The sequence below is a fragment of the Chromobacterium indicum genome (genome assembly GCF_039708975.1).
GTDB lineage: Bacteria > Pseudomonadota > Gammaproteobacteria > Burkholderiales > Chromobacteriaceae > Chromobacterium > Chromobacterium piscinae.
In genome coordinates, this window is sequence record NZ_JAYFSJ010000014.1 from 30545 (window position 1) to 54841 (window position 24297).

Below are 24297 nucleotides of genomic sequence, written 5' to 3' on the forward strand. Positions count from 1 at the left end.
ATCGGCATGGCCCGCGCGAAAGCGCCGCGTCGTCGGCAGACGGCGGGCCAGCCTCGCTTAGCTGCGATATAATGTGCGGTTAAACTCATCATCAGGAAATGCCCGTGTCCGAGCGCCTGTTCGTGCTGTCTCAACATATCCTGCCCAAACTGGCGCTGACCCGGCTGGCCGGCTGCTTCGCCGGCTGGAAAGGCGGCGGCGTCACCACGGCCGCCATTCGCCGTTTCATCGCCCGCTACCACGTCGACATGAGCGAAGCCGCCAACAGCGACCCGGCGGCCTACGCCACCTTCAACGACTTCTTCACCCGCGCGCTGCGGCCCGGCGCGCGGACGCTGGCCGACGCCCGTTTGGTCTGCCCGGTGGATGGCGCAGTCAGCCAGCTGGGGCCGATAGACAGCGGCCGCATTTTCCAGGCCAAGGGCCGCGACTACAGCGCCGCGGCGCTGCTGGCCGGCGACGCCGAGCTGGCCGCCCGCTTCGCCGACGGCCACTTCGCCACCATCTACCTCAGCCCGCGCGATTACCATCGCATCCACATGCCCTGCGCCGGCAGGCTGCTGGAAATGACCTACGTTCCCGGCGAGCTGTACTCGGTGAATCCCGCCACCGCCCGCGGCGTGGACCGGCTGTTCGCGCGCAACGAGCGCGTGGTGTGCGTATTCGAAGACGAGCAGGGACAACCGTTCGTGATGGTGCTGGTGGGCGCCACCATCGTCGGCAGCATGGCCACCGTCTGGCATGGCGTGGTCAACCCGCCGCGCCGGCCGGCCGTGGAAAAATGGGATTACCGCGGCCAGGACATCCGCCTGGCCAAGGGCGAGGAAATGGGCCGCTTCCTGCTCGGCTCCACCGTGGTGCTGCTGTATCCGGCCGGCCCGCTCAAGTTCAATCCGCAATGGCAGGCCGCCAGCCCGGTGCGGCTGGGCGAGGCGATGGCGTCGTAAAGCCGCGCCGCGGATTAGAACGCAAAACGGCTGTCCTTTGTACGCAGCGCCCGCTGCGATACGGACAGCCGTTTGTCCAAGCCGCCACAGCCGCTGGCCAAGGCCGGCAGAGCGTACGCGAAGCGATGCCCTAGCTTACTCGCACTTGCACTGCAGCGTGACCTTGTAGTCTTCATCGCCGCCACGGGAAACAATGCCCAGCGTGCCCAGCTTGAGCACGATGTCCGTAGCGGTTTTCGCCGCCTTCATCACCTCGCCGTCCCCCTGGTCTTTGGATTCTTCCTTCCTATCCAGGATGACCAGCTTCTTGTCTTGCTTCTTGCAAACCTCGCCAGCCTTGCCGACTGCGTTGTCCACCGCATCCTTGTACGAAGCCGCCGTGGCCACCGCAGTAAAGCTGCCTTCCTGCTGCGGCAGGATCGTGGCCTTGAACGAAGAACAGGCCGACAATCCTAAAACAGCGCCCGCCAACAACAAAAAATTTATCTTGCGTTTCATAAACTTATCTTGGTTTCAACAGCTTTTCAGCAGTAGATCAATTACTCGGAATCTACAATATTAATGAAAACTAACATTTCTTACAAAATTTATTTCTATACTTATTTCTTTATATTATTTACGTGAAAAAGCCGGGCTCTCGCCCGGCTTCGTCATCAACAACAGACCGTTGATCGATCAGTTCTTGGACTGGTCCACCAGCTTGTTCTTGGCGATCCACGGCATCATCGCGCGCAGCTCGGCGCCGACCTTCTCGATCGGGTGGGCGGCGGTCAGGCGGCGACGGGCCGTCATGGACGGGTAGTTGGTCTTGCCTTCCAGGATGAACATCTTGGCGTATTCGCCGCTCTGGATGCGGTACAGCGCCTTTTTCATCGCTTCCTTGGTGGCGGAGGTCACCACTTCCGGACCGGTCACGTACTCGCCATACTCCGCGTTGTTGGAGATGGAGTAGTTCATATTGGCGATGCCGCCTTCGTACATCAGGTCGACGATCAGCTTCAGCTCGTGCAGGCACTCGAAGTAGGCCATTTCCGGCGCGTAGCCGGCTTCCACCAGCGTCTCGAAGCCGGCCTTCACCAACTCGACGGCGCCGCCGCACAGCACGGCCTGCTCGCCGAACAGGTCGGTCTCGGTTTCCTCGCGGAAGTTGGTCTCGATCACGCCGCCCTTGGTGCCGCCATTGGCCGCGGCGTAAGACAGCGCCACGTCGCGCGCCTTGCCGGACTTGTCCTGGTAGACGGCGATCAGGGTCGGCACGCCGCCGCCCTTCAGGTATTCGGAACGCACGGTGTGGCCCGGGCCTTTCGGCGCCACCATGATCACGTCGACGTCGGCCGGCGGCACGATCTGGTTGTAATGGATGTTGAAGCCGTGGGCGAAGGCCAGCGCCGCGCCTTTCTTCAGGTTGGGCGCGATGTCCTTGTGATAGACATCCGGCTGGGACTCGTCCGGCAGCAGGATCATCACCACGTCGGCCTTCTTCACCGCCTCGGCCACTTCCTTGACCTTGTGGCCGGCCGCTTCGGCCTTCTTCCACGACGCGCCGTCCTTGCGCAGGCCGACAACGATGTCGACTCCCGATTCCTTCAGGTTCTGCGCATGGGCATGGCCTTGCGAGCCGTAGCCGATGATGGCCACTTTCTTGCCCTTGATGATGGAGAGGTCGGCGTCTTTGTCGTAATAAACTTTCATTTCTTTATCCTTGGTATTTGTTTGCCAAGGGGCTTGCAGCCCCTGCTTAAATTTTCAGAACCCGCTCGCCTCGACCGATGCCGGATGCGCCGGTACGGACCGTTTCCAGGATCACTGTGCGGTCCACCGCCTCGATAAAGGCGCCGAGCTTGTCGCTCGTACCAGTCAGCTCGATGGTGTAAGTCTTTTCCGTCACGTCGATGATGCGTCCGCGGAAGATGTCGGCCATCCGCTTCATCTCCTCGCGGTCCTTGCCTACGGCGCGGACCTTGATCAGCATCATCTCGCGTTCGATGTGTTCGGATTCGTTGAGGTCTATCACCTTGACCACCTCGATCAGCTTGTTGAGCTGCTTGGTGATCTGCTCGATGACTTCGTCGGAACCGTGGGTGACGATGGTCATCCGCGACAATGTCGGGTCCTCGGTGGTGGACACTGTCAGCGAATCGATGTTGTAGGCGCGGGCCGAGAACAGCCCGACGACGCGCGACAGCGCGCCCGCCTCGTTTTCCAGAAGTATGGATAGGATGTGTCGCATGCCGGCCGCCTTAGCACATATTGCCGTAGTCACGGTTGTTCTCGAAAGGCACCTGCTGGATGGCGCGCATGTGCGCCGGCAGGTCCATCTGATCCAGGCCCTTGCCGTTCTGGATCATCGGGAACACGTTCTCCGACTGGTCGGTGCGGAAGTCCAGAAACACCAGGCGCTCCTTCAGCTTGTCGCTGAACGCCTCGCGCAGCACCGGCTCCACGTCGGCCGGGTTCTCCACCTTGAAGCCGATGTGGCCGTAGGCCTCGGCGATCTTGACGAAGTCCGGCAGCGCGTCCATGTAGGACTCGGAGTAGCGGGTACCGTAGAAGAACTCCTGCCACTGGCGCACCATGCCCAAGTAGCGGTTGTTCAGCGCCACCACCTTCACCGGCGTGTGGTACTGCTTGGCGGTGGACAGCTCCTGGATGTTCATCTGGATCGAGCCCTCGCCGGTGATGCAGGCCACCTGGGCGTTGGGATTGGCCAGCTGCGCGCCGATGGCCGCCGGCAGGCCGAAGCCCATGGTGCCGAGGCCGCCGGAGTTCAGCCATTGCTTGGGCCGGTCGAACTTGTAGTACTGCGCCGCCCACATCTGGTGCTGGCCAACGTCGGAGGTGACGATGGCCTGGCCGCCTGTGATGTCATACAGCGTCTGCACCACCATCTGCGGCTTGATCAGCTCGTCGGATGGCGTGTACAGCAGACAGTCGTGTCCGCGCCATTCCTCGATTTGCTTCCACCACTGGTTCAATGCCGAGCCGTCCGGCTTCTGGCCGGATTGCTTGAGCTGGTCCAGCATCTCGCGCAGCACCAGCTTGACGTCGCCGACAATGGGGATGTCGGCCTTGACACGCTTGGAGATCGACGACGGATCGACGTCGATGTGGATGATCTTCTTGGGCTGGCCGAGGAAATGCGAGGGCACGCTGATCACGCGGTCGTCGAAGCGCGCGCCCACGGCGATCAGCACGTCGCAGTACTGCATCGCCATATTGGCTTCGTAGGTGCCGTGCATGCCCAGCATGCCCAGGAACTGGCGATCCGAGCCCGGATAAGCGCCCAGGCCCATCAGCGTGTTGGTGCACGGCAGGTTCAGGGACCGCACCAGCTCGGTCACCTCGGCCTCGGCGCGGCCCTGCACCGCTCCGCCGCCGACATAGATATAAGGACGCTTGGCCTCAAGCAGCAGGTTCACTGCCTTCTTGATCTGTCCGCTGTGCCCGCGGGTGGCCGGCACGTAAGAGCGGATGTGCACGCTGTCCGGATAGCGGAACTCGGCGCGCGCCTGGGTAATGTCCTTGGGGATATCCACCACCACCGGGCCGGGTCGGCCGCTCATGGCGATGTAGAACGCCTTCTTGATGGTCGCGGCGATCTCGTTCACGTCCTTGACCAGGAAGTTGTGCTTCACACAGGGACGGGTGATGCCCACCATGTCCACTTCCTGGAACGCGTCCAGGCCGATGGCCGGAGAAGGCACCTGGCCCGAGATCACCACCATCGGGATGGAGTCCATGTAGGCGGTGGCGATGCCGGTCACGGCATTGGTCGCGCCGGGACCGGAGGTCACCAGCGCCACGCCTACCTTGTCGCTGGAGCGGGAATAGGCGTCGGCGGCGTGGACGGCCGCCTGTTCATGCCTCACCAGCACATGTTTGAATTTGTCCTGTCGGAAGATGGCATCGTAGATTTCCAGTACTGCGCCCCCTGGGTAGCCGAAGACGAATTCGACCCCCTCTTCCTGCAGGCAGCGGACTACTATTTCGGCGCCCGATATCTGCATATCGCCTCTATTTCGTGTTGATTTCATCCCGTTTGCTCAAAGACCTTAGCTTATTGCTCAAAGTACGGTCAAGTGATTTTGTGCAGGTGCAAAATACCGCTAAGCCACGGTTATTTCAGAAGAAAAACTGCCACTAGCCTAGTGAATCATGCTCTGCTACCATCTTTGGTTGGCATCAACCTGAAATGCACAGATGGCAAGCCGCAAGGAAATGGCCGACTTCCTCGAGTCGGTGGAGAAGCGCGCCTTCAAGCAGGCGCTGTACGCGGTTCGGCATGAAGACAATGCGCTCGACATCGTGCAGGACTCGATGATGAAGCTGGCCGACCGCTACGCGCACGCGCCCGCGCACGAGCTGCCGCTGATCTTCCAGCGCATCTTGCAGAACACCATCCGCGACCACTACCGGCGCAGCAAGGTGCGCAGCTTCGTCAGCACGCTGCTGTCGTCGCTGATCCCCACCCACGCCGAAGACGACTCCCTCGACCCGCTCGAAACGCTGGATGTCGCCGCCGACGAGGCGCACACCAATCCGGAGCAGTGGTACCAACGCAAGGAAGTGGCGCTGATGATAGACGCGTCGCTGCAACTACTGCCCGCCCGTCAACGCGAAGCGTTTCTGCTGCGTTACTGGGAAGGACTGGATGTTGCCGAAACCGCTCTGGTCATGGGTTGCTCCGAGGGCAGCGTGAAAACGCACTGCTCGCGAGCCAACCACACCCTGGCGGCCATTCTTGCGCAGAAGGGAGTTTTGCTATGAAACACGCCAATGACGGGCAGGGGGACCATTTGCCCGTCCATATCGCCCGCATACTGGACAATCCCCATTCCGATCCGACGCCCCGGCAGCTTGCCCGCCTGAGGGACGCTCGATCCGCCGCGATGCGCCGCTTCGAACAGCGCGCCGCCGAAAACTGCGGCCTGCAGGAGAAAATCCTGCTCTGGGCGCAACGCCACACCCTGCTGTTGAAGCGCGGCAGCGCCGCTCTGGGCTTCGCCGTCGTCACCGGCGTCGGCCTGATGCTGGTGGAAGGCCTGATGGCCGAAACCGACGCGGTGGACGCCACCGTGCTGTCCCAGGACCTGCCGCTGGATTCCTTGCTGGAGCCGCATTTCAGCCGGGGGTTGCATGAATAAGGCCGGATGGCTGGCCAAGGCGATCTGCCTGGCCGGCCTGCTGATTCCCAACTTCGTCCACTCCTCCCCCCTCGCGGATCCGCGCTGGGAACAACTGAACAGCGAGCAGCAGCAGGTGCTGGCGCCGCTGGCCGCCGACTGGAACCGCTACGCACCCGACAAGAAACAGGATTTGCTGACCATCGTTCCGCGCTTCGCCGAGCTGACATCCGGCCAACAGCAGCGGCTGCAACGCCGGCTGAAGGCCTGGACCGAGCTGAGCGAACCCCAGCGCGACGAAATCCGCGCCAACTGGAAGAAACTGCAGCAACTGCCTCCCGCCCAGCGCGAACAGGCGCTGAGCCGGCTGCGCTCGCGCGACGCCAAACCACTCGCCTCCTCCCCATGACCGATAACGCCACTCCCGGCCTCGCCCGCTGCCTGGCCAGCCTGTTCTATGAATCGCTGCTGATCGTCGCCATGCTGCTGATCACCAGCGCCGCGCTCACGCCGCTGCAACTGGCGCTGGGCCAGGATTCCTGGCTGCTGCACAGCCTGATCCAACTGACCGCCGCCGGCGTGCTGTTCGCCTATTTCGGCTACTGCTGGACCCGCGGCGGCCAGACCGCCGCGATGAAAACCTGGCACATCCGGCTGGTGACCGCCGATGGCCGGCTGCTGAACTGGCAGCAATCGCTGATGCGCTTCATCGTCGCGGCGATGCTGTTCGTCGGCCTGCCGGTGATCTCCTACCTGGGCTGGCAGCGCAGCTACGGCGACCATCCGGCGGCAAAATGGCTGGCGCTGGTCTGGTGGTTGCTGCCTTTCCTGGCCCGCTATTACGACAAGGACCGCCGCCACCTGCACGACCGCCTGTCCGGCACCCGGCTGGAACTGCTGCCCAAGCCGCCGCGCGGCGGGAAGTAAGCGCGGCAGAGCCGCGCCGCCGGTGCTGCATGCATTGGCGCGCGCGGCCTCGAACGCACGCCGATGCTTGTCAACCACGCAGTTGCGGCAGATCCTCGGAAAATTCCAACAGCGCGTCCAGCACCGCGCGCACCCGCGCCGGCAAGACGCGCCGCTCCGGCCACACGGCGTAGACCGGCCGGGTGGCGATTTCCCATTCTTCCAGCACCCGGACCAGACGGCCATCCGCCAGTTGCCGATGGCAGATGCTGAGCGGGCTGACCGCGATGCCGGCGCCGCCCTCGGCCAGCCGGCGCGTCAGCAGCATGTCGTTGGCCAGCAGCCCCGGCTCGGCCGGCCAGGCGGCCTCCTCGCCGCTGTCCCGGCGCCGCAGCTTCCAGCGCTCGAATGGCTCGGCCAGCAGCAAACGATGCGCGGCCAGGTCCGCTGGCCGCTCGGGCGCGCCATGCGCGGCCAGATAGGCGGGCGATGCCGTCAGTATGGTGCGCACCTCGCCCAGCCTGCGCTGCCGCAGCGAGGCGTCCGACTGCTCTCCCACCCGCAAGGCCAGATCGGCCATGCCGCTGTATAAGTCGTCCAGGCTGTTGCTCAGCTTCAACTCCAGCCGGAGCCGCGGATGCTCGCGCAGCAGGCTAGCCCACACCGGCACCAGCATGTCGTTGGCCATGCTCAGCGGCGCCAGCAGCCTTACCACCCCTCCCACCCGGTTCAAGGCCCCGTCCAGCGACGCCGTCTCCTGCCGCAACGCCGCCAACAGCGGCTTGCAGCGCTCGTAGTACTGCCAGCCCTCATTGGTCGGCGCCAGCCGGCGCGCGCTGCGGCTCAGCAGCTTGCAGCCCAGCCGCGCCTCCAGCGCCTGCAGGCGACGCGTCAGCGTCGGGGCCGGCATCCGCAGCCGGCCGGCCGCCGCGCTGAGGCTGCCGGCGTCCACGATCGCCACGAACAAGTCCAGATCATCCAACATGATTGCAAAAATGGAATTTGAAATTGATTTTTTGATTCTATTTTCATAATGCGCTTTTGACTAGACTCGCCTCATCGCTAACCCGAATGGAGCGCGCCATGAGCCCCGCCCTGCGCCAACGCCTGCTGTTCTCTTCGCTGATGTCGGCGGCGATGTCCCTGGTGATGACTGCCTGGTTCACCGCCCTGAATCACGGACTTCATTCGGGCTTTGCCGGCTGGTGGCTGCTCGCCTTCGCCGAAGCCTGGCCCGTGGCGCTGGGCTCGGTGCTGCTGCTGGCGCCGGCCGTGCAGAAACTGACCCTGCGCCTGCTGAACAGGCGCGACCCTGCCGCCGGCAGCCAGCCGGCGCTGAAACCGAGAGGATGAAATCATGAGAATCGACTATGCCCAGCTGTCGCCCAAGGCCTACCAGGGGCTGCTCGCCTGCAAGAACGCGCTGGCGGAAAGCAGCCTGGGGCTGCCGCTGATCGAACTGGCCTACCTGCGCGTTGCTCAGCTGAACGGCTGCGCCTTCTGCCTGAAGCTGCATAGCCAGGCGCTGCGCCGCCGCGGCGAAAGCCAGGAAAAACTGGACATGCTGGCTGGATGGGACGTGGCGGACACGCTGAGCCCGCGCGAGGAGGCCGCCATCGCCTGGACCGAGACGGTGACCCGGATAGGCGAAACCCGCGCGCCGGACAGCGTCTTCCGGCCGCTGCGCGAGCATTTCAACGACACGGAAATCGCCGATCTGACACTGGCCATCGCGTTGATGAACGCCTTCACCCGGGTGGCGGTGGCGACGCGGCAATAAAGCCATCGGGACTGTCAGGCATCGCCGGCGGCTGGAGAACCCGTTCGCCGGCCTGCCCCAAGCTGTCCCGCCACTGTTTCAGCCCATCCAGCGCGGCCATCTGATCCGGCCCCCAGGCCGGCTGCGGTTGAACACCGTGAAAACCGATCAGGGTGTCCAGCGCCTGCAAATAGGGGAGCCAATCTTGCCGCCGCGATCCGGGGGATGGCGGCGGCAATCCGCTACGGTATACATCGGACTATCACGATAAGAAATGCGTATGAACACTTGTCATGATGCCGACCGACTTATCCACAGCGGCGCTCCGTCTTGAAACTTACCCACAACCCAACGGCGACCGGCTTTCGCACTCAGCGCTCGTCCCTGCGGTACACCGCCGCGCCGGCTGCATAGGTCGCGGCAATCGCGCGATCGTCGCCCAGCATCATCTGCACGAACAGCGCCTCGGATAGGTCGCGGACGTGCCGCATGCGGAAATCCAGCAGTGGGGTGGAGCGCAGATCCAGCACCGCCAGATCGGCCTCCATGCCGGCTTCGATGCCGCCCACCTTGTCCGAGATGCCCAGCGCCTCCGCGCCGCCGCGGGTGGCCAGATAGAAAGCCTGGGCCGCGGTCAGCGGCTTGCCGTGGGTCTGCGACGCCATGTAGGCGGCGTTCATCGTCTGCAGCATCGAGAAACTGGTGCCGGCGCCCAGGTCGGTGCCCAACCCCAGCTTGACCGGCTTCTCCGCCTCGACACAGCGGCGCAGGTTCAGGCAGCCGGAGCCGAGGAAGAAATTGGATGTCGGGCAATGCGCCAGCGAGGCGCCGCTGTCATGCAGCATCTCGAGTTCAGCGTCAGACAGATGCACCCCGTGGCCGTAGATCGCGCGCGGCCGCAGCAGGCCGTAACGCTGGTAGACGCCGGCGTAATCGCGGCAGCCGGGGAACAGCTGGCGGACCCAGGCGATCTCGTCCAGGTTCTCGGAAATATGCGATTGGATGGCGATGTCGGGAAACTCCGCCGCCAGCGCCCCCAGCATTTCCAGCTGGCCGTGACTGGAGGTCGGCGCGAAGCGCGGCGTGATCACGTACTCGGCGCGTCCCTTGCCGTGCCAGCGCTCGATCAGCGCGCGCGACTCCTCGTACGCGGTCAGCGGCGTGTCCAGCAGCGCGTCCGGCGCGTTGCGGTCCATGCACACCTTGCCGGCCAGGATGCGCAGATCGTGGCGCGACGCCTCTTCGAACAACGCGTCCACCGACGCCGCATGGACGGTGCCGAACACGCAGCCGGTGGTGACGCCGTTGCGCAGCTGTTCGCCGAGAAACACCCGCGCCACTTCGCGCGCGTGGTCCGCGTCGCCGAAGCCCTGCTCGGTGACGAAGGTGTAATGGTTCAGCCAGTCCAGCAACTGTTCGCCGAAGGCGGCCATCATCTCGGTTTGCGGATAGTGAACGTGGCAATCGATGAAGCCCGGCAGGATCAAGTGGTCGGGATAGTGTTCGATCCGCGCGTCCGGCGGCAGCGACGACAGCAGTTCGGCCGCCGGGCCCCAGGCCGCGATGCGTCCGTTCTCCATCACCACCAGCGCGTCGCGCTGGAACACCAGGCTGTCGCGCTCGGCCTCCCGGAACGGATTGCCCCGGAAAGTCAGCACATCGCCGCGTACCGCTGTTTTCACACTCTGCTCCCGCCGCGCTGTGCGGCCTTCGCGCCGGGCAGAGATTGCTGAGCCCGACATTATCTTCACATAAAGAATCTTTACGTGTAAATATAGCTTCGTTCCCTCCCCGAAGCAAGTTCGCCCTGGATAAACGGCCAGTGCCTGATGCGCGGCAATTGTCTTTAGATGAAGATAGTATATTTTTAAGTCGTGATACTCTTGCGCCCGACCGGATTTGCCGCATTTACCTTTGCTCAGGAACCCGCAGCATGCAGCACGCACCCGACCAGATTGACCGCATCGTCGCCCTTTGGAACGAAGTCCGCCCCGACCTGGACACCTCAGCCACCCAGGTCATCGGCCGCATTGTGCGGATGGAGTACTTCATCACCCGCCGGGTATTGCAGGATTTGGCCCGCCATAATCTCAATGTAGGCGAATTCGACGTGCTGGCGGCGCTGCGCCGCGGCGGCGAACCCTACCAGCTGTCGCCCAACCAGCTGCAAGGCATGGTGCTGATCTCCTCCGGCGCGCTTACCAACCGCATCAACCGGCTGGAAGAAGCCGCCCTGGTCAGCCGCTCGCCGGATCCGGACGACCGCCGCGGCGTGATCGTCACGCTGACGCCCAAGGGCCTGCAGGTGATCGAGGATGCCGCCGGCCACCACCTGGCCGCCGAGGCCGAGCTGATCGAGATGCTGGACGCCGACGAACGCCAGACCCTGTCGCGCCTGCTGAAAAAGATGCTGCAGGCGCAGGAAGACTGATCCGCAGAACAGGCCGCCTCCGGGCGGCCTTTGTTTTGCCCGTCGCCCGGCAAGACGGCGCAACGCCGCAACGGCCTTTCCCCTGAGCGGCTGGGAAACGCCCGAGGCAAGGCGCGCCGACGCAGGCAGTGCCCATCGCACGACAAGGAGGCGCAACGCCGCATCGAGCGTTTCCCAGCCGCTCAACCGAAAAGCAGCGCGCAATTGGCGGCCAATATCAGCCAGAACAATCCCCAGCCGCAGACGACTACCCAGCACGGCGCGGCGTGCGCGCCCATCAGCGCCTTGTCCCCCGTCATCCGCAGCAACGGCCACATCGCCAGCGGCAGTTGCAGGCTCAACACCACCTGGCTCCACACCAGCAGCGGCCCCACCGCCTGCTCGCCCAGCCACGCGATGCCGGCCGCCGCCGGCAGCAGGGCCAGCGCACGGGTGATCAGCCGCCGCTGGTAGCAGGGGATGCGGATCTTGAGGAAGCCATCCATGATCACCTGGCCGGCCACGGTGCCGGTCAAAGTGGCACTCTGCCCGGCCGCCAGCAAGGCGACGCCGAACAGCAGCGCCGCCAGCGGGCCGGCCAGCGGGCGGATCAGCTCGTGGGCGTCGGCGATGTCGGCCACCGCGGTGTGGCCGGCGGCATGGAAGGCGCTGCCCGCCAGCACCAGGATGGCGCCGTTGACCAGCATCGCCAGCAACAGCGAGCCTATGGTGTCGATCCGGCACAGCAGCAGCGTCTGCCGCAGCGCGCCGTCCCCGCCGCCGTCCACCCGCCGGGTCTGCACCACCGACGAGTGCAGATAGAGGTTGTGCGGCATGATGGTGGCGCCGACGATGCCCAGCGCCAGCACCACGGCTTTGTCCATGCCCTGCGCCGGCAAGCTGGGCACCAAGCCCGCCGCCACCGCCGGCCAATGGGTGTCCAGCAGCGCCAACTGCGCCAGGAAGCACAGCGTGATGGTGGCGATCAGCCCCAGCACGATGGCCTCCAGCTGGCGGAAGCCCCGCCCCTTCAGCCCCAGCACGATCAGCGTGTCGAACGCGGTCAACCCCACGCCCCACAGCAGCGGCACGCCGAACAGCAGCTTGAACGCCAAGGCGCAGCCCAGCACTTCGGCGACGTCGCAGGCGATGATGGACACTTCGGCGCTCAGCCAATGGAGCAAGCGGCCGGCGCGGCCGTAGCGCGCGGCGCTGGCCTGCGCCAGATCCATGCCGGTCACCAGCCCCAGCCGCGCCGCCAGCATCTGCAACAGCATCGCGGCGACGCCGGACAGCATCACCACCCACAGCAGCTGATAGCCGAAGCGCGAGCCGGCCTCGATGTCGGTCGCCCAGTTGCCCGGGTCCATATAGCCGACGGCGACCAGCAGGCCGGGGCCGGCGAAGCGGCGCAAGCGCTGGCCGAAGGAAGCGTTCGGGTCTATGCGGATGCTGCCGTTGACCTCGGATGGGCAGAACGGCGCGGTGGCGGTGCGGGGAAGGGAGAACATGGCGGCCGGAAGGAGTCAGTCCACCGGCAGCATAGCGCGGATCAGCGGGCGCGCGGAAGGCTGTCGCCGGCCATCTTCAACGACGGCGGCGCGGTCCACGCCCAGCGGCGCTTCCAGGCGCCGACCACCAGATCGGGGTACTCCGGCTTGCCCAGGCTGCCGTTGTAGCGGCCCAGCGCGCGGTACAGATCGCCGCGCTCGATGTCGAGATAGTGGCGCAGGATGGTGCAGCCGTAACGCAGATTGGTGCTGAGGTCGAACAGATTATGCCGCGGCGTGCCGATGTGGCGCGGCCAGAACGGCATCACCTGCATCAGGCCGCGCGCGCCGGCGCCGGAAATCGCGTACTTGTTGAAGCCGCTCTCCACCTGGATCAGGCCCAGCACCAGCTGCGGATCGAGCCCGGCGCGGGTGGATTCGTACTGGATGGCGGTGAGCAGGCGCTCGCGCATCCAGGCGTCGGGAATCTTCTTCTGCAGCCGCGTCGACATCTCCGCGAGCCAGGCCTGGCCCAGCCGCGGATCGTCGAACACCAGCCTGGGCGCGTTGACGTCGGAGATCGAACGGCTCATCGCCGAGGCGACGTTGGCCGACAGCGCCTCCTCCTTCTGCGCGCCGGCCCATGCCGGCGCATGCGCCAGCACAAGGCAGAACGGCAGTAGAAAAAGGAGGCGCGTCTTCATCAGGCCAGCTTGGAGAGGAGATGCTCCAGAATAGCATCGGCGGCGACGGCGGTGGCTTCGCTGTCGCGGCGGTGCTGGTACTCGACCTTGCCTTCCTTCAGGCCGCGGTCGCCGATGGTGACGCGGTGCGGCGCGCCGATCAGCTCCCAGTCGGCGAACATCGCGCCCGGGCGCTCGCCGCGGTCGTCGAGGATGGCGTCCACGCCCTTGGCCAGCAGTTCGGCGTGCAGCTTGTCGGCGGCTTCCTTCACCGCTTCGGAGCGGTCGTAGCCCACCGGGCACACCACCACTGCGAACGGGGCGATGGAATCGGGCCAGATCATGCCCTTGTCGTCGTAGTTCTGCTCGATGGCGGCGCCCAGGATGCGGGTCACGCCGATGCCGTAGCAACCCATTTCGAACGGTTTCGGCTTGCCGTCTTCGTCCAGGAAGGTGGCGTTCATCGCGGCGGAATACTTGGTGCCCAGATAGAACACGTGGCCGACCTCGATGCCGCGCTGGATCGCCAGCGCGCCCTGGCCATCCGGCGACGGGTCGCCTTCCACCACGTTGCGGATGTCGAACACTTCCGGCTCGGCGCAATCGCGGCCGAAGTTGGCGCCGGTGTAGTGCTGGTCATCCTCGTTGGCGCCGATGACGAAGTCGGCCATCTTGGCCACGGTGCGATCGGCGATCACGCGGCCCTTGAAGCCCACCGGGCCCAGCGAGCCGGGATTAGCGCCGAAGGCGTCGCGGATGGCGGCCGGAGTGGCGAAGGTCAGCGGGTTCTTGATGCCGGCCACTTTCTGCGCCTTCACTTCGTTCAGCTCGTGGTCGCCGCGCACCAGCATCAGCACCGCTTCGCCCTGTTCGCCTTCCACCACCACCGCCTTGACGGTTTGCTTGATGTCGACCTTGAGGAAATCCACCAGCTCGGCGATGGTCTTGACCTTGGGCGTGTGCGCCTTGCTCAGTGCGGCGGACGCTGCGGCGCGCTCGCCTGCCGGCGCCACAGCCTCGGCCAGCTCGATATTGGCCGCGTATTCGGAAGCGGGACAGTAGACGATGGCGTCCTCGCCGGTGTCGGCGATCACCTGGAATTCATGCGAACGGTCGCCGCCGATGGCGCCGGTATCGGCCGCCACCGCGCGGTAGGTCAGGCCCAGGCGGTCAAAGATGCGGCGGTAGGCGGCATACATATTGTCGTAGCTCTTGCCGGCGTCTTCGGCGCTGCGGTCGAACGAGTAAGCGTCCTTCATCGTGAACTCGCGGCCGCGCATCACGCCGAAGCGCGGGCGGCGCTCGTCGCGGAACTTGGTCTGAATCTGATAGAAGTTCTTCGGCAGCGCGCGGTAGCTGCGCAGCTCGCGGCGGGCGATGTCGGTGATCACTTCCTCGGCAGTCGGCTGCAGCGCGAAATCGCGCTCATGGCGGTCCTTGAAGCGCAGCAGCTCGGCGCCCATCGCGTCCCAGCGGCCGGTTTCCTGCCATAGCTCGGCCGGCTGCACCACCGGCAGGCTCACTTCAATGCCGCCGGCGCGGTTCATTTCCTCGCGGATGATGGTCTCTACCTTGCGCACCACGCGCAGGCCCATCGGCATCCAGGAATAGATGCCGGCGGCCTGTTTGCGGATAAAGCCGGCGCGCAGCATCAGCTTCTGGCTGACGATGTCGGCGTCGGCGGGCGCCTCTTTCTGGGTGGAAATGAAAAACTGCGATGCGCGCATGATGCGTCCTTGAAAATTCGGCTAAATGTAGACGATTGTAGCGTCGTCCCCGCCTGCCGGCCAAGCGCCGCCCGGCCGACTTGCGGTTTTCGCCAGTTGTTGCAGTACAACAATCCTGCGCACAGCCCGCCGCGCTGTACTTGGCGGCCCCGCCGCTCTGGAGTAACCTGCGCGCTGCCGGGGTTTACGGCTTTTTTATTTTGCCCATGTCGTCGACAATGAGAGGGCATCCAGCCATGAACAACCCGGCCCCTCGCCGCCGCGCCTCCTCCGGCGGCGGCGTCCAACCGTAATGGAAGCTTATGCAGGATCACAATAAACAGGCGATGGCGGGCCTGACCCTGGCCGCGCTCGGCGTAGTTTACGGCGACATCGGCACCAGCCCGCTGTACACCTTGCGCGAGTGTTTCGTCAGCCAGAACCTCCCCACCACGCCCGACAACATCTTCGGCATTCTGTCGCTTATCTTCTGGTCGCTGATCTTCGTGGTGTCGATCAAATACGTGGCTTTCGTGCTGCGCGCCGACAACCGCGGCGAAGGCGGCATCATGGCGCTGATGGCGCTGGCCCGCCATTACACCACCCATGCCGCACGCTGGAAGATCGTGATGCTGGGCCTGTTCGGCGCCGCGCTGTTCTACGGCGACGCCATCATCACGCCGGCAGTATCGGTGTTGTCGGCGGCCGAGGGCATGGAAGTCCTCTCCCCCGGCATGGAGGCCTACGTGCTGCCGATGGCGGTCGGCGTGCTGGTGGGCCTGTTCCTGCTGCAGCGCCACGGCACCGCCAGGGTCGGCCTGATGTTCGGCCCGGTTATGATGATCTGGTTCGCCATCCTCGGCATCCTCGGCCTGCACCAGATCATCCAGCAGCCGGCGGTGCTGCAGGCGCTGAACCCGTGGCACGCGGTCACCTTCGTCAGCCAGAACGGCTTCCACGCCTTCCTGACGCTGGGCTCGGTGGTGCTGGCGCTGACCGGCGCCGAGGCGCTGTACGCCGACATGGGCCACTTCGGCAAAACGCCGATCCGCCGCGCCTGGTTCAGCCTGGTGCTGCCCGGCCTGGGGCTGAACTACTTCGGCCAGGGCGCGCTGCTGATGAGCAACCCGGCCGCGATCAAGAACCCCTTCTTCCTGTTGGCGCCGGACTGGGCGCTGCTGCCGATGATCGCGTTGGCGACGCTGGCCACGGTGATCGCGTCGCAGGCGGTGATCTCCGGCGCCTACTCGCTGACGCGCCAGGCCATCCTGCTGGGCTACTGCCCGCGCCTGGAGGTGAACCACACCTCGGAGAAGGAGATCGGCCAGATCTACATGCCCTTCATCAACTGGGCGCTGCTGGTCGCGGTGCTGGTGGTGGTGCTCACCTTCAAGACCTCGTCCAGCCTGGCCGCCGCCTACGGCATCGCCGTCACCGGCACCATGCTGATCACCACCGCGCTGTTCTTCGTCGTCGCGCGCGTGAACTGGCGCTGGCCGCTGCCGCTGGCCCTGGGCATCACCCTATTGTTCGGCGTGATCGACACCGCCTTCTTCGCCGCCAACATCCATAAAGTGGCCGACGGCGGCTGGCTGCCGCTGGTGATGGGCATGGTCATCTTCACGCTGATGAGCACCTGGAAACAGGGCCGCGACATCCTGTTCAAGCGCCTGCGCGAACAGGCGCTGCCGCTGGACGATTTCATCCACAATCTGGAAGCCTATCCGCCGGCGCGGGTGGAAGGCACCGCGGTATTCCTGACCAGCACCCTGCACGGCGTGCCGCACGCGCTGTTGCACAATCTGAAGCACAACAAGGTGCTGCATGAGCGCGTCGTGCTGATGACGGTTCGCACCGAGGACGTGCCCTATGTAGCGGAGGAGGAGCGGCTGGAAATCGTCCAGATGTCGGCGTCGTTCTGGCGGGTGATGGCCCGCTACGGCTTCAAGGAAGACCCGAACGTGCTGGAGGTGCTGGACATGTGCGCCAAGGAAGGCTTTCAGATGGAGCTGATGGACACCTCGTTCTTCCTGTCGCGCGAAACCATCGTCTCCACCGACCATCCCGGCATGGCCCGCTGGCGCGAGAAGGTATTCGTGTGGATGAGCAAGAACGCGTTGCGCGCCACCGACTTCTTCCAGGTGCCCACCAACCGCGTGGTGGAGCTGGGCGCCCAGGTCGAGCTATAGCTCCGATTTCGCCCAAGAAAAAAGCGCGCCACGACGGCGCGCTTTTTTATTTCCCGGCGCATCAGCGCGCCGCAGGCTGGCGCAGCCGTATCTGCGCCGACGACGACCAGGCCCGGCATTGCTCGTACATCGCGCAAAAGCTGGCCAGCCCCTGAGCGATGGTCATCGGCCAGATGCGCTCCGGCAGCGGCTGCACCCCGGTCAGGATGGGCCATTCGATATTGTCCGGCGGCATCAGGTCGCGCCGCTCGGTCGCCAGCAGGCAAGCGTCGGCCATCGCCAGCTCCGCCCGGTCGTCGCCGGACAAGTGCAGGCCGAAGCGCGCCTCCACCGCCGCGGTCAGCCGGTGCTGCAAGGGCGGGCTGTCCTGAACGTCGGGCCTCACCACCTCGCCGGCGTAGGCCTTGGCCGCGCCATACAGCAAGCCCGCCAGCTTCAGCCGCGGCGGCAGCATATCCGCCATCCTGACCGCATGCTCGGCCTCGCTGTAAAACTGGCGGCAGGCGCCGCCGAAGCGGCAGACATGCGCCAGATGATGGGCGATGTCGGCGATGTCGATGTCGTCCGGCTGGGGGTCCAGCACGTTCAGATAGCGTCCCGACACCGTTTGTATGAATGCGCCTCTCATCGCCCCTCCCTCCCGCGGAGGCCGATGCCGCCGCGCAACCATCCCGCCGTCACTGATTTCATCCCTGTCATCCCTGCGCACAGCAATTATTTCGACTTGATCATTGATCAAAGCAATTTCAGCAGCATAAAATCCAAAAAATCAAAGCGGCTTCGCCAGAACAGGCTAAATAACCCGGATATTTTCAAACCGACATGGCTTCGATGCCAAAACGAGAAATTCAAATCCATCCAGCGGAAGATCCTGAAAAACACATCTAGAACTATCCAGATTTATTTCTTTCAAAACAACAACTAATAATCCGGATATGACATAGATCATAAGAACTCAAATCTAGCACAGCTGCCTGGTCTTTTTCCAGAAAAACGTTAAATACCTTTTGGCATTTACTCTTAAACCAATATGTCAAAACTTAAAATATTTATATAAGAACCAATTAAGCCAAATCCGAAATGCAGGCAAAAAATCTTTTCAAACCTCATTCTGTCCTGGATGAATTCAAACTCAACGCGCTGCGCAGAATCCGTGACCGGAAACTATCGATCAGCGAACTGGCGCGCATTACCGGCATCAAGCAGTCCACGCTGCACCGCGGCCTGTTCGAAGACCGGGAGCTGACATTCAGCAACGCCCACGCGATCGGACATGCGCTGGACATCAATCTGGGCGGCGGCGAGCCCCCCAGGATGGCGCCGGTCATCACCGGCTTCGATCAATTGAGCGCGCTGAGCGAGGGCAGGCAGCCGCTCTGGGACGAATTCATCCTGCTGGAGCCGGCGCTGGACGACACGGTGCTGGCCATAGACCAGGCGCTGTTCCGCCAGCGGGTATTCCCCCGCCGCGCGGTGGTGTTGCTGCAAACAGACCATCCCAAGCATGGCCGCCTGGCGTATCCCGACCACGGCGCGCTCAGCCTGGAAGACACCGGCCACGCCGCCATCGGCGCGGTCGCGGGCATTCTTTTCCGGAAAAACGCATGAAACTGCTCAAAGACCTGGCCGGCCGCATGCTGGCCTGCATCGATCCCATCGTGATCCTGTCCTTCCTGATCCTGATTTCGGCGATCGCCTCCAACCTGACCTCGTACAAGGTGGTGCAGGTGTTCGGCACCGAGGCCAGCCTGGGCACCTTCACCATGCCCATCATCCTGATGCTGCTCAACCCGATCGCCGAGGTCTACGGCAAGAAGCGCTCCAATCAGATCCTGTTCGCCACCTGCCTGGCCGAAATCCTGTTCGCCGTCTCCTTCACCGCTCTCAGCCAGTCGCAGCGCGACTGCGGCCTGCTGCCATTGGCCGACCGCGCCCATTGCGAGGCGCTGAACCAGAGCTATGTGCTGATCAGCGAACACATCGTGCGCGGCTCGATCTCGTTCGCGATCGGCTGCCTGATCGGCAGCCAGTTCAACACGCGCTTCCTGCTGTATCTGAAGAACCTGTGGTCGAGCCGGCTGTACTTCATCCGCGACATCTTCTCGTCGGTGATAGGCGAAGTGGTGTACACCGCCATCTGCTTCATGATCGCCTTCTACGGCGTCTTTCCCTTCGCGACCATCCTGAAGATCTTCGCCTTCAGCCTGATGTTCAAGTTCTCGTCCACCGTGATCCTGTCCTGGATCTCGCAATACATCGTGCTGCTGCTGTACCGCTACCAGGCCTGGAGCGAGGGCGATTCTGGCGGCCGCAAAGTCAAATTCTCTTCCCGGTATCTGCAAGTATGAACAAGATCAGGCTGCACTCCGTCCCCGCGCCGGCCGAAGGCCGGCAAGCGCCGCTGTTCGCGCTGCGCTGCAACTACGACTACAGCGCCAAATACGCGCTGCACGGCCGCGCCATCGATCGCGCCGCGCTCAGCGCACTGCTCTTCGCCGACCGCGTTCTGCTCGTCCCGCGCAGCCGCAACGGCGTCCGCATCGCCGAGGCGCTGGCACCGCGGCTTGGCCTGCTTCCCGACGCCGCCGCGCCCGGCGCGCTCCGGCTGCCGCTCGACCCCGCCGCGCCGCTGGCATCCCGGCTGCAGAGGCTGCTGGACATCCCCGCCTGCTTCGACGCGGATCCGCGCTTCGGCCTGTACGGCTTTTTCTGCTATGAGCTGATCCACGCCAAACTAGGCCTGGACGCCGGCCTGCTGGGCGTGTTCCACCTGCCGGAACGGCTGAGCGAAGACGGCGCCGCCATCGACCTGCTGCTGGACCCGGCCGACACCGGCGGCGAAACCTGGCCGCTGGCGCTGGGCCCGCTGCTGGACGCGGAGGATTTCGCCGCCGGCCGCTGCCTGCCCTACGAGCGGATGTACGCCATCGCCAGCCGGCGCATCGCCGATGGCGGCCTGCGCTCGGTCAACCCCAGCTACGCGATCCAGCGTCCCTGCGCGCGCGACGCCTACCAGATCCACCAGGACCTGCTGGCGCGCAATCCCGCGCCTTACAACCTGTATTTCGACGGCGGCGACTTCCAGCTGGCCGGCTCCTCGCCGGCGATGTTCCTGCGCCTGCTGGGCGGACGCCTCTCCACCAGCCCAATCTGCGGCACCATCGCGCGCGGCCGCGGCGAGGCCGAAGATCAAGCGCAAGTGGAAAAGCTGCTGGCGTCGGACAAGGACAGGTTCGAGCTGGAGGAATGCGTGAAGGCCGACATGCTGGCCAAGGAAGCAAGCTGCGAGGACATCCGCGTCGACGTCGAACGGGAAGTGGAGCGCTTCGCCAATGTGTTCCACACCTCGGCCAGCGTCAGCGCGCGGCTGAAGCCGGGCAAGACCCTGGCCGACGCGATCTGCGACCACCTGTGGCCGGCCACCGTCGTCGGCACGCCGGTCGACGCCGCCGCGCGGCTGCTCGCGGAACATGAAAGCCGCCGCTGGTACGCCGGCGCCTTCGGCTATCTGTGCGCCGGCGAAGCGGAGCTCGGCACCATGATCCGCACCGCGCTGCTGGCGGACGAAAAAGCCACCACCCGGGTGGGCAGCACGCTGAGCGCGCACTCCAGCCCGCAATTGGAGCGCAGCGAGCTGGAAGCCAAAGCCTCTCTGATCATGGGGGTGCTGTGAGCGCCCTCACCATAGAGGACATCGACGCCGACGCGATCACGATACGGCTGGTCAACACCGCCAAGACTTATCTCGTCCCGCTGGACCGGGTGATCCGCTTGCAATGCCTGCAGGGGCTGCCGCGGGACGAGATCCTGCTGGCCGGCGTGCTGGCCGGCAAGGTGGCGCGCAAGCGACCCACCCTGCTGGCCCAGTACGATTTTTCTGACGTCGCCGTCTCCGGCGGCTTCCGGCCGCGACATGTGGTGTTCGAGCGCAGCGTCGGCTTCCTCGCCGACGGCGACGCCCGGGTGGACCTGCCATTCCGCGAGCTGCTGGGCAATCTGGATGCCATCTCGCGACTGAGCGACGAGGCGGCGTTCTATCTCGGTTTCAGCTACGCGCTGTTCGCGCTGCCGGGCGAGGATCTGGCCTTCGACGACCACCCCCGCCCCTACCTGACGCTGAAATAGCCGTTCAGAAGCCGAGGCCGCTGTCGGCCTGGGCGCGGCGCCAGTCGAACCAGGGGCCGGGGTCGGTCTTGCGGCCCGGCGCGATGTGCTCGTGGCCGGCGATGGCGGACAGCGGCAGCGCGCGCCGCAGCTCGCGCGACAGCGCCGCCAGCGTGCGGTACTGCGCCTCGCTGAAAGGTTCGAAATCGCAGCCTTCCATCTCCACGCCTATCGAAAAGTCGTTGCACTTCTCGCGCCCCCGCCAGCTGGACACGCCGGCATGCCAGGCGCGCTTGCCCGCCGGCACGAACTGCAGCAGGCGGCCATCGCGGCGGATGAAAAAGTGCGACGACACCCGCAGCTGGTGCACGCCCTGGTAATAGGGATGCTCGTCCGGGTCCAGCCGGTTGGAGAACAGCTGCTCGACGCCGGCTCCGCCGTAGCGGTAAGGCGGCAGGCTGATATTGTGGATCACCAGCAGCTCCGGCGCGCAGCCCGGACTGCGCTCGTCGCAGTTCGGCGACGGCAGCTGCTGGGCACCCTGCATCCAGCCGTCCACGCCCAAGGCCAGCGCCGGCGCCGCGGACGGCCGGTAAACCAGCCGCCACAACGCCAGCCCGTCGGTGGTGTTCCAACGCTGCTCCAGCACGAAACCAGCCTTGTGGTACAGCGCGATGGCCGCTTGGTTGACCTCGGCGGTATCCACGCTGACGCGCTCCTCTCCCTGCAGCGCTCGGTTCAGCAGCCGATAGCCCCAGCCCTGCTGCAAATGCGCCGGATCCACCACCGTGCGCTCGATATGCATGCCGCCATCGGAGCCGCGGGACGTCACCAGCAGGCCGCGCAGCTCATCCCCTTCGAAAGCCGCCAGAATCCGGTCCCGGCAAGAATGCAACGCCGCCAGGTCCGGCCACATCACAGGCAGGGCCGGATAGTTCAGCCACTCCACCTCCAGCCGGTGCGCATCCAGCTGCAGCCGCAGGGCCCGCCGCGCCAACGCCGCGTCGCCGCGGGCCAATTCCGTCACTTCGAACGGCAACTCCATTTCATCTCTCCGTCATCTTCGGATCGGATCATCTCGTACAATTCCGGCTTGTGTTCCATCGCGCAAAGCGGTATCAAGAACTTGCGTCGCGCGTCGCGCGGGCGGAAAAGCATCGCTCACCGCTTGAGGCGCATCATGTCCACGGCCCTGGCATGGCGGCACAATCATGCCAGAACCCACGCAGGAGACCATCTTCATGCTCACACTCGACACCTTGGGCAAAGCCGCCGCCGCGCCCAGCTTCGAACAACCGCTGGAAATGCTGCAGGCCTGTCACGACAAGATCCGCCGTTTCTGCGATCAACTGGACAAGCTGCCGCCCTATATCGAGGAGCACGGCGTCGACGACGCCGCGCGCAACACCATAGACGACGTGGTCCGCTATTTCGACGTCGCCGGCCCCGCCCATCATACCGACGAAGAGGAAGAGCTGTTTCCTCTGCTCGAAGAACGCCTCCCCACCGCCGCCTCGCGGCTGGAACAGCTGTCCGCCGAGCACGGCTACCTGCACTCCTGCTGGAACGCCATCCGCGACGACCTGGTCGCGCTGCGCGACGGACGCATCCGCCAGATCAGCAGGACCGAGCTGCAGGAGTTCGCCCGCCAGTACCGCGAGCACGCGGCCGCCGAGGAGGAATGGCTGTTCCCCGCCGCGGCCAGCGCGCTCAGCGCCGAAGAGCTGCGCCAGGCCGGCGCCAATATGGCCAGACGCCGCCAGAGCGGCTGAACCCGCCTCTGCAAGCGAAACGGGCTGCCCGCTTCCGCCGGCAGCCCGTCGCTGTCTTCATCCTTTGACTCGGCGGTCCGCTCAGGCGGTCAGCTTCAGCAACTGGGCGAAAGCGTCCTCGAACAGCTTCAGACCGTCCTGCTGCAGTTTCTCGCCGACCGCGGCCAAATCGATGCCGGCGGCTTCCACCGCGGCCAGCAGCGCCTTGGCTTCATCCATGTTCTGCGGCAGCGTCAGCGCGGCGTCGCCGTGGTCGCGGAAGGCGGCCATCGTCGCATCCGGCACGGTGTTGACGGTTTCGTCGCCGATCAGGCTCTCCACGTACAGCACGTCGCGGTAAGCCGGGTTCTTGGTGCCGGTGGACGCCCACAGCAGGAATTGCGGACGGGCGCCGGCGGCGCGCAGCTTGGCGAATTCCTCGCCGTGGAAGCGCTCCTGATAGCGGGCATACGCAGCCTTGGACAGCGCGATCGCCACCTTGCCCTGATGCGGCTCGGCCACTTGCGGATCCAGCAGGCTGTCGACGCGCGACAGGAAGAAGCTGGCCACGGCCTTGACGCCGGCCACCGGCTGGCCGTCGGCCAGGCGAGCGGACAGGCCGGCGATGTAGGCATCCCAGACCGCTTCCACTTGCGGCAGCGAGAACAGCAGCGTGATGTTGACGTTGACGCCCTCGCGGGTCAGCGTCTGGAACGCGCGGACGCCCTCGGCGGTCGCCGGAATCTTGATCATCGCGTTGGCGCGGCCGATCTCGGCCCACAGGCGGCGCGCGGCGGCCAGGGTGCCGGCCTCGTCGCGCGACAGCTCGGGCGACACTTCCAGGCTGACGTAGCCGTCGTTGCCCTGGCTGGCTTCGTACTGCGGCAGCAGCAGGTCGCAGGCGGCCTGGATGTCGGCCACCACCAGTTTCTCGTAGCGGGCCTCGGCGGACAGGGCGGCATTCTGCTTCAGCACGGCCAGTTCGCCCTGATAGCTGGCGTCGCCGCTGATCGCCTTGTAAAAGATGGCCGGATTGGAGGTGACGCCGGCGATGCCGTCGTCGGCCAGCAGGCGGGCCAGTTCGCCGGAGGCGATCAGTTCACGGGACAGGTTGTCCAGCCAGATGCGCTGGCCGAAGGGACGGATGGCTTGCAAACGATTCATGGTGAGGCGTCCGGGTATTGCTTGAAATAAAGAATCCATCCTACCCCGGCAAAGCCGCCGCGCCA

Annotated in this window: 26 protein-coding genes and 1 pseudogene; 14 read left to right on the forward strand and 13 right to left on the reverse strand. The window is 64.9% G+C overall.

The window, feature by feature from the left end; translation table 11 throughout:
* The first annotated feature begins 104 nt into the window (after nt 1-104).
* Nucleotides 105-947, forward strand: coding sequence for an archaetidylserine decarboxylase (asd, locus tag VA599_RS18250; protein WP_429838884.1), 843 nt, complete (start codon nt 105-107; stop codon nt 945-947).
* Between the two features lie 135 nt (nt 948-1082).
* Here asd and VA599_RS18255 read toward each other — a convergent pair whose 3' ends face one another.
* From VA599_RS18255 to ilvB, 4 genes are all read right to left on the reverse strand, one after another.
* Nucleotides 1083-1445 carry a hypothetical protein gene (locus VA599_RS18255; RefSeq protein ID WP_346789903.1) on the reverse strand — a complete coding sequence of 121 codons (363 nt, stop codon included), beginning with the start codon at nt 1443-1445 and terminating at the stop codon, nt 1083-1085.
* Between the two features lie 177 nt (nt 1446-1622).
* The gene (gene ilvC, locus VA599_RS18260; RefSeq protein WP_021478383.1) at nt 1623-2639 is read right to left on the reverse strand and encodes a ketol-acid reductoisomerase; all 1017 of its coding nucleotides are present in this window, start codon (nt 2637-2639) and stop codon (nt 1623-1625) included.
* 46 nt (nt 2640-2685) lie between these two features.
* On the reverse strand, nt 2686-3177 hold the full coding sequence (gene ilvN, locus VA599_RS18265) for an acetolactate synthase small subunit (protein ID WP_011134142.1): 492 nt from the start codon (nt 3175-3177) through the stop codon (nt 2686-2688).
* 10 nt (nt 3178-3187) lie between these two features.
* A complete protein-coding gene (gene ilvB, locus VA599_RS18270) occupies nt 3188-4954 on the reverse strand; it encodes a biosynthetic-type acetolactate synthase large subunit (protein WP_021478382.1) in 1767 nt (588 codons plus the stop codon).
* Between the two features lie 193 nt (nt 4955-5147).
* Here ilvB and VA599_RS18275 point away from each other — a divergent pair, with 193 nt between their 5' ends.
* The 4 genes from VA599_RS18275 to VA599_RS18290 are packed head-to-tail and all read left to right on the forward strand — an operon-like array spanning nt 5148 to nt 6997.
* A complete protein-coding gene (locus tag VA599_RS18275; RefSeq protein WP_021478381.1) occupies nt 5148-5714 on the forward strand; it encodes an RNA polymerase sigma factor in 567 nt (188 codons plus the stop codon).
* Nucleotides 5711-6091 (forward strand): DUF3619 family protein, encoded by a 381-nt coding sequence (locus VA599_RS18280; protein ID WP_021478380.1) that lies wholly within the window; start codon nt 5711-5713, stop codon nt 6089-6091. Before VA599_RS18275 ends, VA599_RS18280 begins: the two co-directional genes overlap by 4 nt.
* Entirely contained in the window at nt 6084-6479 is a 396-nt protein-coding gene (locus VA599_RS18285; protein WP_021478379.1) for a DUF3106 domain-containing protein, read from the forward strand. Before VA599_RS18280 ends, VA599_RS18285 begins: the two co-directional genes overlap by 8 nt.
* Nucleotides 6476-6997, forward strand: a complete 522-nt coding sequence (locus VA599_RS18290) for an RDD family protein (RefSeq protein ID WP_021478378.1) — start codon at nt 6476-6478, stop codon at nt 6995-6997. The genes VA599_RS18285 and VA599_RS18290 overlap by 4 nt, the downstream gene beginning before the upstream one ends.
* A gap of 70 nt (nt 6998-7067) precedes the next feature.
* On the opposite strand, the gene VA599_RS18295 is transcribed toward VA599_RS18290, so the two are convergent.
* The gene (locus tag VA599_RS18295) at nt 7068-7961 is read right to left on the reverse strand and encodes a LysR family transcriptional regulator (RefSeq protein WP_346789907.1); all 894 of its coding nucleotides are present in this window, start codon (nt 7959-7961) and stop codon (nt 7068-7070) included.
* 98 nt (nt 7962-8059) lie between these two features.
* Between VA599_RS18295 and VA599_RS18300 the strand changes: the two genes are divergently transcribed.
* Together VA599_RS18300 and VA599_RS18305 are read left to right on the forward strand one after the other, a co-directional pair.
* Nucleotides 8060-8329, forward strand: coding sequence for a DUF2798 domain-containing protein (locus VA599_RS18300; RefSeq protein ID WP_021475541.1), 270 nt, complete (start codon nt 8060-8062; stop codon nt 8327-8329).
* 4 nt (nt 8330-8333) lie between these two features.
* A complete protein-coding gene (locus tag VA599_RS18305) occupies nt 8334-8756 on the forward strand; it encodes a carboxymuconolactone decarboxylase family protein (protein WP_346789908.1) in 423 nt (140 codons plus the stop codon).
* Between the two features lie 350 nt (nt 8757-9106).
* On the opposite strand, the gene guaD is transcribed toward VA599_RS18305, so the two are convergent.
* Complete coding sequence (gene guaD, locus VA599_RS18310) at nt 9107-10417, reverse strand: guanine deaminase (protein ID WP_346789909.1); 1311 nt, start codon at nt 10415-10417, stop codon at nt 9107-9109.
* A 251-nt stretch (nt 10418-10668) separates the two neighbouring features.
* Between guaD and VA599_RS18315 the strand changes: the two genes are divergently transcribed.
* Nucleotides 10669-11166, forward strand: coding sequence for a MarR family winged helix-turn-helix transcriptional regulator (locus VA599_RS18315; protein WP_021475538.1), 498 nt, complete (start codon nt 10669-10671; stop codon nt 11164-11166).
* 182 nt (nt 11167-11348) lie between these two features.
* Here VA599_RS18315 and VA599_RS18320 read toward each other — a convergent pair whose 3' ends face one another.
* The 3 genes from VA599_RS18320 to VA599_RS18330 are packed head-to-tail and all read right to left on the reverse strand — an operon-like array spanning nt 11349 to nt 15045.
* Entirely contained in the window at nt 11349-12656 is a 1308-nt protein-coding gene (locus tag VA599_RS18320; protein ID WP_104945537.1) for an Nramp family divalent metal transporter, read from the reverse strand.
* A gap of 41 nt (nt 12657-12697) precedes the next feature.
* Nucleotides 12698-13339: a lytic transglycosylase domain-containing protein gene (locus VA599_RS18325; protein WP_104945538.1), complete on the reverse strand. Its 642-nt coding sequence runs from the start codon at nt 13337-13339 to the stop codon at nt 12698-12700.
* Nucleotides 13339-15045 carry a proline--tRNA ligase gene (locus VA599_RS18330; protein WP_021475535.1) on the reverse strand — a complete coding sequence of 569 codons (1707 nt, stop codon included), beginning with the start codon at nt 15043-15045 and terminating at the stop codon, nt 13339-13341. Before VA599_RS18330 ends, VA599_RS18325 begins: the two co-directional genes overlap by 1 nt.
* A 302-nt stretch (nt 15046-15347) precedes the next feature.
* Between VA599_RS18330 and kup the strand changes: the two genes are divergently transcribed.
* Nucleotides 15348-17213 carry a low affinity potassium transporter Kup gene (gene kup / locus VA599_RS18335; protein ID WP_021475534.1) on the forward strand — a complete coding sequence of 622 codons (1866 nt, stop codon included), beginning with the start codon at nt 15348-15350 and terminating at the stop codon, nt 17211-17213.
* A gap of 61 nt (nt 17214-17274) precedes the next feature.
* Here kup and VA599_RS18340 read toward each other — a convergent pair whose 3' ends face one another.
* The gene (locus VA599_RS18340; protein ID WP_021475533.1) at nt 17275-17841 is read right to left on the reverse strand and encodes a hypothetical protein; all 567 of its coding nucleotides are present in this window, start codon (nt 17839-17841) and stop codon (nt 17275-17277) included.
* Between the two features lie 452 nt (nt 17842-18293).
* Between VA599_RS18340 and VA599_RS18345 the strand changes: the two genes are divergently transcribed.
* Genes VA599_RS18345 through VA599_RS18360 form a run of 4 tightly spaced genes read left to right on the forward strand, consistent with a single transcriptional unit; the run spans nt 18294 to nt 21338 of the window.
* Nucleotides 18294-18821, forward strand: a complete 528-nt coding sequence (locus VA599_RS18345; protein WP_346789911.1) for a helix-turn-helix domain-containing protein — start codon at nt 18294-18296, stop codon at nt 18819-18821.
* Complete coding sequence (locus VA599_RS18350) at nt 18818-19561, forward strand: queuosine precursor transporter (protein WP_346789913.1); 744 nt, start codon at nt 18818-18820, stop codon at nt 19559-19561. Before VA599_RS18345 ends, VA599_RS18350 begins: the two co-directional genes overlap by 4 nt.
* Nucleotides 19558-20886: a chorismate-binding protein gene (locus VA599_RS18355; RefSeq protein WP_021475529.1), complete on the forward strand. Its 1329-nt coding sequence runs from the start codon at nt 19558-19560 to the stop codon at nt 20884-20886. The genes VA599_RS18350 and VA599_RS18355 overlap by 4 nt, the downstream gene beginning before the upstream one ends.
* Nucleotides 20883-21338 (forward strand): hypothetical protein, encoded by a 456-nt coding sequence (locus VA599_RS18360; RefSeq protein ID WP_346789915.1) that lies wholly within the window; start codon nt 20883-20885, stop codon nt 21336-21338. The genes VA599_RS18355 and VA599_RS18360 overlap by 4 nt, the downstream gene beginning before the upstream one ends.
* A 4-nt stretch (nt 21339-21342) precedes the next feature.
* Here VA599_RS18360 and ampD read toward each other — a convergent pair whose 3' ends face one another.
* Both ampD and VA599_RS18370 read right to left on the reverse strand, forming a co-directional pair.
* Nucleotides 21343-21864 (reverse strand): 1,6-anhydro-N-acetylmuramyl-L-alanine amidase AmpD, encoded by a 522-nt coding sequence (ampD, locus tag VA599_RS18365; RefSeq protein ID WP_234004538.1) that lies wholly within the window; start codon nt 21862-21864, stop codon nt 21343-21345.
* A gap of 81 nt (nt 21865-21945) precedes the next feature.
* Nucleotides 21946-22362: pseudogene (locus VA599_RS18370) on the reverse strand (GNAT family N-acetyltransferase); the annotation flags it as partial.
* A 196-nt stretch (nt 22363-22558) separates the two neighbouring features.
* Here VA599_RS18370 and VA599_RS18375 point away from each other — a divergent pair.
* Nucleotides 22559-23089 carry a hemerythrin domain-containing protein gene (locus tag VA599_RS18375; RefSeq protein ID WP_021475526.1) on the forward strand — a complete coding sequence of 177 codons (531 nt, stop codon included), beginning with the start codon at nt 22559-22561 and terminating at the stop codon, nt 23087-23089.
* Between the two features lie 81 nt (nt 23090-23170).
* Here the strand turns inward: VA599_RS18375 and tal are convergent, their stop codons facing one another.
* On the reverse strand, nt 23171-24232 hold the full coding sequence (gene tal / locus VA599_RS18380; RefSeq protein ID WP_346789917.1) for a transaldolase: 1062 nt from the start codon (nt 24230-24232) through the stop codon (nt 23171-23173).
* Between the last annotated feature and the right edge of the window lie 65 nt (nt 24233-24297).